Genomic DNA, 7,288 nt, shown 5'->3' on the forward strand with positions numbered 1-7,288 from the left:
TACGGTAACAAGGCCGCCACCTGCCATCTCTTTGCCAATCAAGGTGACATTGGCCGCTTTGACCATAGCATCCGCCGCTTCGATAGAACCTACCAAACCTTTTGTTTCAACCAAACCAAGAGCTTCCGATCTCATGTTCATTACCTCCTAGCGATTTTTTATGATTTGAACAATAGACGCCGATGTCAGATCCATCGCGTTGGCCTCTTCAACGTCGATATGACAGTCGAGAGCGGCGTCATTGCCAACTCGGATTGCGACCTGATTGTACCCCCCGCCCCGGAGACCATCAAATTGAATGCTGACCATTTCTCCGTCGGTTACGCCGAAGAAAAGGGCATCATCAGGCGTCATATGAATGTGGCGCTGTGCAACCATCAAGCCGCAGGTAATATATACGCTTCCCTTGGAACCGATCAATGTGACGCCCGGTGTGCCTTCAAGCTCCCCGGATAAGCGCACTGGAGCTTTCACGCCCAGCTTAAAGCAGTCTCCCCGCATGATTTCTACTTGGCTCTGCTTCCGCACTGGCCCGAGAACCCGCACTTTTTCAATCGCACCCTTGGGGCCGCAGACCGTAACGGTCTCATTACATGCATACTGTCCGGGTTGGGACAAATCACGCAATTTGGATAGCGTATATCCGGATCCGAAGAGCGTCTCCACATCAGCCTGGGAAAGATGCACATGGCGATTCGAAATCCCTAAAGGAATGCAGCTCGGCTCCTCCCCCGCCTTTCCAGCACCGGATACAACCTCCATTAACAATGAAAGTACTTGGTCATAGTTCCCCATTAGCTGTCACCGCTTTTCTGCAAAATAGACATCAGCTCATCGACCAGATTCAACAGCATTGCATCCTCCTGTTGCTTCGGCTGTTGCGAAGAGGGAGCAGAATAAGGACTTTGTGCTGTACAGTCCTTAATGCCATAAGCCACACGCTTGATATTAATCAAGTGCTGTGGTCCCACATTATCTGAAGTGGCGCTGCCCCCCCAGGTTCCACATCCCAAAGTGAAGGCCGGGGCAAGCCCGGTGCTTGCGCCCACGCCGCCCTGAGTGGAGCCCGTATTCACCAAAATGCGGAATACAGGTTTTTGCGCAAATTCCATGACCATATCGTGATTCTCTGTATGGATGGAGAAACTATGGCCTATTCCTCCGTTACGCAGCAATCCAACACTTAGATCGCAAGCCTCACGCCAGTCCTGTACGGTGTAAAACGCCAAAACAGTAGTAAGCTTCTCATAGGACAGCGGGAATTTCTCTCCCACGCCCTGCTGCTCGCCTAACAGCACCTTGACCCCTGCTGGAATTTGAATACCAGCAGCTTCCGCGATCACCTGAGGTGAACGTCCCACCAGTCTTGAATTCATGGCATGGCCTTTTACAAACAGCTTTGCCGCGACTTTAGCAGTTTGCTCCTGATTCATAAAGTAACCGCCCTGACGCTCAAACTCTGCGATTACCTCAGAACGGATACATTCTTCCACGATAACAGCCTGTTCAGATGCGCAGATTGTTCCGTAATCGAAGGTTTTGCTGGCAATGATATTAGCTACTGCTTTTGGAATATCAGCGGTGCGCTCAATATAGGCCGGTACATTACCCGGTCCCACCCCCAGCGCCGGTTTACCCGCGCTATAGGCAGATTTCACCATCGCCGATCCGCCTGTGGCGATAATCATAGCGATTTCATCGCACTTCATCAGTTCCTGCGTCGCCGGCATAGAAGGCTTGGTAACGCAGCCAATGATTCCTTTGGGAGCCCCTGCCTCGATAGCGGCTGCATGCATTAGTTCCGCAGCCCGCATGATAGATTTCTTTGCCGAAGGATGCGGCGAGAAGATGATTCCATTGCGAGCCTTTATCGCAATGATAGATTTGAAAATCGTAGTGGATGTCGGATTGGTTGATGGAATAATCCCCATGAGCAGTCCGACAGGCTCGGCAATCTCTATTAATTGATTCGCCTTGTCCTCGCGGATCACCCCAATCGTTTTCGTATCCCGAATGGATTCATACAGCTCCGTGGAAGCCAGTCGGTTTTTGAAGATCTTATCCTCAATCTTGCCAAATCCGGTTTCCTCCACTGCCAGCGCTGCCAATTCGGCGGCGTTGACCTCCGCTGTCAGCACCATGTTTTGTACAATTCTGTCAATCTGTTCAGCATCGTACCCGGCAAGGATATCGGCAGCCGCTTTTCCTGCACGAGCCAAGTCACGCGTTTCCTGAATCGATTGCAAGTCATAATCATAATTTTCCAAGTGAAACATCCTCCCCTCGTTTCCTGCTTACTGCTGATAATAATGGCGGAACCGCTTGAGCAGTTTCACCTTGTCTGCCTTGGAAATGGTCGTCATGCTCATCCCATACGCGGGGCCGCACTCTCTGGCCAGTCCGCGCAGCTTCATGGCTGTCATCGTCTCCAGTAGCTCCATTGCTTTGTCAAGCCCTGATTCCTTTACCAGCACGTCAATCTGGTGTTTGAATGGACTGTCCAGCACTGCATGCTCTCCATCTACCGGATCTTCATTGTCTGTTTCCGGACTGACGTCTTTAGACACAAGAACCTGAGCGGGGTCGGCTGCTAGTACAGGGAAGCCTTCTGCACCACCGTTATTGATTGAGACATCGGGCGCCGCTTCCAGTGGAACTTTAGGAGCCGTGTCTAATGGAACATTGGGTGCCTCGTCCAGTGGAACATCAGACGCTGCGTATCGTTTCGGAGTCTGCTCTAGCGTTTGCTCGGGCAGCTGCTTTGGAAACTGTTCCAACGGCTGAGTATGCCGTACTGGTTGCGCCGGCTCGTCCTTCTCCTTGGCAATGTTCAAAATGCTGCGCTGGCCGATAATGCTCGCAATGTCGTTGTGGGGTCTAGGAATGACATGTCGGCTGATGAGCATATCACTGCCCAATTGTTGCGCCGCGGAGGCACCTGCTTCCACGGATGCTTGTACAGCGCCGACATCGCCGGCTACTGCGATCGTCACTAGCCCGCCGCCCACATTGCACTTTTCTATCAGTTCTACCTGAGCTGATTTGAGCATGATGTCCAGACATTCAATCGCCGGGAGAAGTCCCCGCGTTTCAATTAATCCAAGGGCCTGCATGCTATCACCTCCTGTTACTGTCTGTTACTGTAGCTTCCGATCAGGATCGCCCGCCGGATAAGTCATATAAAACATCCTCGTGCAGTCCGACGATCCCTTGGTCGCTTTCACTCCTTTGGGGATGAAGAGTACATCTCCCTCATGGGCGGTGAAGGTTCTCTCATTCAAAGTGACATCGAGCGCACCTTCCATCACGATATAAGTTTCTTCTTGGGCCGTCTCCTGCTCGAAGCAACCGTGGTCGACAGTCATAAAGCCTGCGCTCATGGTACAATCCGGCTTCCCGATTACCTCTTGACGATATACCTTGGCACCATTTGTTCCCGTATCGTAAGCCTCCATTTTTACCGTCCGACCCCGCACAAGTTTCAAGCCAGTCGGATCCGTCTCCGCCTGATAAGGTGGCTCATGAGCCGTTCCCAACAGCTTTTCAACCAGTCCTTTTTCCGATAACATCTTGAAAAATTTGAAAATGGCATTCATGTCGAGATCATCCTGAGTTGCGCAGCCTGCGGACTCGGAACTCAAAGACCCACATGGCTCATCGGTAAACTCCAGCCCCAGCTCCCTTGCCTTATCATGGGCTGCCGGTGTCACAATCGTGTTTCGATCAATGCAGCACCGCTTCTGCCCGGAAGCCACCCATTCTTCCACATCCGCAGCGCATATCAGTTTTTTCACAGTCTCGCCCCCTCTCACTGCATTCGATTTCTGATCGAATAATTATTCGAAAACACAGTCCGCGTCGATGATGCCGACGACGACGGCATCCACAGGAACATCGTCTGTATGCAGCATTTTGCGAGCCGAAGAGCCGGTACAGACAATCACTCGATCGCCTATGCCAGCGCCGATCGTATCGACTACAATCAAGCGGAGCCCGTCGTCGCTTCCACCAATCACCTCGGCCAGCATCAGTTTCATTCCCACAAGGGAATCTGCTTTACGGGTAGACCAGATATTGTGAATCAATTCAGCCGCAATCATGGCATTCCTTCCTCCCCGCTTTTCCGCTCCTCTGCTTAATCTCGGCGATGGCATCCTCTACGGAAGCCGTGTCACCAAAAATAGCGAGAAGAATCATGTTCTGCGGGCAGCTGCCGCGAATATCCTCCACTGTTACGCCCACCACTTTTTCAGCTACATCAGCGGCCCATACCATGTCAATCAGCCTTCCCTGCACCAGACCGACCGCGTCGCATTGGGGAACTTCCCGACTACTGGGCGCTCCTCTGCGACGAAGCAAAATGTCCAGCGTCCCCTTGGAAGGAGATTTGATAATCCGAAATTCCACTCACATCGCCTCCTGCGTACAATTCAGAGCAATGCCCAGCGGTGTGACAAACAGAGGGTTGCTAGGTTTATAGGTAGCAATACCGGTCTTCTGCTCAATAATCGTCTCCATACCGGACAAGCAGCAGGTTCCGCCTACCAAGTACAATTCATTGACCTCATAGCCCACCACATGGCGGTTGATGATAGAGGAAACCTTGTCAATAACCGGCCGGAGCAGCGGCAGCAATTCTTGGTGATGGGCAGGGTCGCGCTTGAAGCAGTCAGCTTCAGAAAAACTCATCTGGTATGCCCCGGCAACCACCAAAGAAAAGTGGGTGCCTCCCGTTGCTTCGTCGGCGACATAGACAACCTTGCCATCCTTTAGAATCGAAATGCCTGTCGTTCCGCCCCCAATGTCTACAATGGCTCCGTCGGATATTTGCAGCACGGCATTAGCCGCCGTAGGTTCATCCAGCAAAGCCGTAACTTCAAAACCCGCACCCTGGATTACATGCTTGATGGCGCCAGCATCCAGTAAATCGGTTCCCGGAGGAATCGCCGAAGCTGCATATTCAAGTTCTGCACCCAATTGCTGCTCCAACTGTGTTTTAAGCTCCCTCACGATCTGAATCGCTCCTAGATAGTCCACCACCATTCCGTCGCGGACGACATCGGCGTAGCGGTAAGCGCCTGCCACCGGCTTCCGAGAATCATCCAACACGGTAAGCACTACACAGGCCGTTCCCAGATCCACACCGGTATAGTAGAACGAAGACCGTCCTGGAATCGGTTTCTGGATGACAGCTTCAAATTGCTTTACGAGTTGATCGCAGTATGCAAAGGGTTTTGTCTCTGGCATGTTCCACCTCCTGTAGTTCTGCAAATAAACGAGCTCAATGTGTTAATCATATAATTGATTCCAGGAATAACAGGTTCCTCTGGTTTTTCATGGGAACTACCCTCTGCGGCTTCCAACACCGCAAACCCAAGCTCCCGCAAAGCGCTGCGCAGACGGTGGAGCAACGCAATTTCTCTGCCTCTTTCTAATTGAATGTGAAACTCGGTTACCTCAAAGCAATCTCCCGCATCCTCAAAAAGAACATCGGCAGTAATGCCAGTACAACCCTGGAATGATAAATCGGCAGTGGATGTGCCGCATCTTTCCCCTTTCTGGAGGGCCGAAAACAGCCTTGACAGCTCTAGCACCTTCTGGGCCAGCAGCACATCCTGCTCCAGCAGCTCCTGCCCGGTTAACAAGAACAGGGCTGAGACGGATTGCATCTGACAGCGCAGCTTCCCACGCCGCCAATCCGGCTTCTCCGCCTGTCGCTCCGAATTCGGCATCGGCTCTTGCTTTTGTTCCTGATTTTGCTCTTGCGTGCCATAGGACACGGCGATTTGGCGATCCGTCAAAAACTGGCGCGCCTCCGGCGTCAATCGGCTTCCATACTCCACCATGTATGATGTAAAAGGCTCAATCCTGTACACATTGCGCAATTCCATTTCGGTAATAAATTTCATGGTATCAACTCCACTCTTATTACCCGAACAAATAACGTTTCAATTCCCCGATTCCCCTTCCCACGGGAAGACTAATGCGGAAAAAGGGTTCGGTTATCCCGGCACGTTGTAAAACTTTTACACAGTAATGTTCATTTTCCAGCGCAAGATCGGCTTTCGTTATTATCCCGACAACAGGCTTTGTGAAAGAAGACGCAAAGCCGGGCGAGTAGACTTCCAGATGCCGGGACTGATCCACCAATATCAAAATATGGCTTGCGTTCTGCGCCGTTGCAATCAAATGGCTGTACATCCAGGTATTTTCGATATACGCGCCTGGTGTATCGATCGTCTTCGGCCCATAGATAATATCCTGCGTCCTCCGCAACGGGCGATCCGTACCATCAAGCGCATGGGCTAGCGTCGTTTTTCCGCAGTCTGTAGGACCGATCAGCATAATGCGTTTTTTCATGTCCGTGTAATTTCCGCCGTCGCAAAACCCAGACTACCGCTTAACGTCTTAATGATGGCCCGCAGCGCCGTTTCCACACTTGCTACATCTCCGGTGAGAAGCACCGAACCAGTAAAGCGATCCAGAAAGCCGATTTTCACATCTGCCACCTTGGTGGCGATATCGGCAGCAATAATGGAGGTTTCGCTGGGCGAGAGTGTTAATATGCCAATAGCCCCCGCTTCATCGATACCCAGTCTTTCATACATGTCAGGCACGGGTGAAGCAATGATATGGGCCAGCGTCACTTGTTTGCCCGGCACCGACTCCTGAATAATCCGCCCGAGATCCGGCCCATCAGGCTGCTGCATAAACGTCCTCCTTACAGATTTGCGAGTTTGTAAAGCGCTTGCTTTACCGAACAGAACTGGCTTCGATAGCATGCTCTTAATGTTTGATTACCCGGACTGGGAAATCGTATTGGCTAATTTGACGTTCAATACGCTCCAAATCCGCTTCATTAAGGCTTAAATCGCGTTCAACGCTGTAAACCATATCCAATTGTCTGTATTTGTTAATCCCCAGCTTGTGATAAGGGAGCAAATCGATGCCTTTAAAATTCTCGTTTTCCTGATATGGAAGCAGAAACTCTACCGTTTTGCGGATGGTGTCCTCATCATCATTGAGCCCCTTCATTAGCGGCATCCGCATCTTCACGTTATGTTTGCGGTTGATCAGTTCCCGCAAATTTTCGAGAATACGCTCGTTGCGTACACCCGTCAGTTGATAATGGCGATCCGAATCCATATGTTTCAGATCGTACAAGATCAGATCGGTATATTCGGCCATGGCCAAGATCGCTTCCGGTTTGGTATGCCCTGAGGTTTCAATGGCCGTATGGATTCCGGAGCGCTTGCATTCCTTGAGCAAATGGATCGCAAACTCGGAC

12 protein-coding genes are annotated in these 7,288 nt (G+C 51.3%); all 12 read right to left on the minus strand.

The genetic code is table 11. The features are described 5' to 3' along the window. The coding region (locus tag AZ66_RS24660; RefSeq protein ID WP_044357298.1) for a BMC domain-containing protein at positions 1-135 on the minus strand (135 nt) is incomplete at its 3' end. Positions 136-147: 12 nt separating this feature from the next. Continuing rightward, positions 148-795 (minus strand): phosphate propanoyltransferase, encoded by a 648-nt coding sequence (locus AZ66_RS24665; protein WP_021259262.1) that lies wholly within the window; start codon positions 793-795, stop codon positions 148-150. Beyond that, on the minus strand, positions 795-2,267 hold the full coding sequence (locus tag AZ66_RS24670; protein ID WP_052648841.1) for an acetaldehyde dehydrogenase (acetylating): 1,473 nt from the start codon (positions 2,265-2,267) through the stop codon (positions 795-797). The genes AZ66_RS24665 and AZ66_RS24670 overlap by 1 nt, the downstream gene beginning before the upstream one ends. A 27-nt stretch (positions 2,268-2,294) precedes the next feature. Further along, positions 2,295-3,113, minus strand: a complete 819-nt coding sequence (locus tag AZ66_RS33635; protein ID WP_044357300.1) for a BMC domain-containing protein — start codon at positions 3,111-3,113, stop codon at positions 2,295-2,297. A 24-nt stretch (positions 3,114-3,137) separates the two neighbouring features. Beyond that, the gene (locus AZ66_RS24680) at positions 3,138-3,794 is read right to left on the minus strand and encodes a cupin domain-containing protein (RefSeq protein WP_044357302.1); all 657 of its coding nucleotides are present in this window, start codon (positions 3,792-3,794) and stop codon (positions 3,138-3,140) included. Between the two features lie 42 nt (positions 3,795-3,836). Then, the gene (locus AZ66_RS24685; protein WP_044357303.1) at positions 3,837-4,100 is read right to left on the minus strand and encodes a EutN/CcmL family microcompartment protein; all 264 of its coding nucleotides are present in this window, start codon (positions 4,098-4,100) and stop codon (positions 3,837-3,839) included. Further along, the gene (locus AZ66_RS24690; protein WP_021259267.1) at positions 4,087-4,407 is read right to left on the minus strand and encodes a microcompartments protein; all 321 of its coding nucleotides are present in this window, start codon (positions 4,405-4,407) and stop codon (positions 4,087-4,089) included. The genes AZ66_RS24685 and AZ66_RS24690 overlap by 14 nt, the downstream gene beginning before the upstream one ends. Next, positions 4,408-5,247, minus strand: a complete 840-nt coding sequence (gene eutJ / locus AZ66_RS24695; RefSeq protein WP_044357305.1) for an ethanolamine utilization protein EutJ — start codon at positions 5,245-5,247, stop codon at positions 4,408-4,410. It abuts the gene before it with no gap. Beyond that, on the minus strand, positions 5,205-5,909 hold the full coding sequence (locus AZ66_RS24700; RefSeq protein ID WP_044357306.1) for an ethanolamine utilization cobalamin adenosyltransferase: 705 nt from the start codon (positions 5,907-5,909) through the stop codon (positions 5,205-5,207). The genes eutJ and AZ66_RS24700 overlap by 43 nt, the downstream gene beginning before the upstream one ends. Before the next feature lie 19 nt (positions 5,910-5,928). Then, positions 5,929-6,360 (minus strand): EutP/PduV family microcompartment system protein, encoded by a 432-nt coding sequence (locus AZ66_RS24705; RefSeq protein WP_021259270.1) that lies wholly within the window; start codon positions 6,358-6,360, stop codon positions 5,929-5,931. Next, entirely contained in the window at positions 6,357-6,710 is a 354-nt protein-coding gene (locus AZ66_RS24710; RefSeq protein ID WP_044357307.1) for a BMC domain-containing protein, read from the minus strand. Before AZ66_RS24710 ends, AZ66_RS24705 begins: the two co-directional genes overlap by 4 nt. Positions 6,711-6,786: 76 nt before the next feature. Further along, positions 6,787-7,288, minus strand: a 502-nt coding sequence (locus AZ66_RS24715) for a radical SAM protein (RefSeq protein ID WP_044357308.1), incomplete at its 5' end; no start/stop codon positions are given.

The sequence above is a fragment of the Paenibacillus sp. E194 genome, assembly GCF_000935845.1.
In the GTDB taxonomy this organism is placed as follows: domain Bacteria; phylum Bacillota; class Bacilli; order Paenibacillales; family Paenibacillaceae; genus Paenibacillus_B; species Paenibacillus_B alvei_B.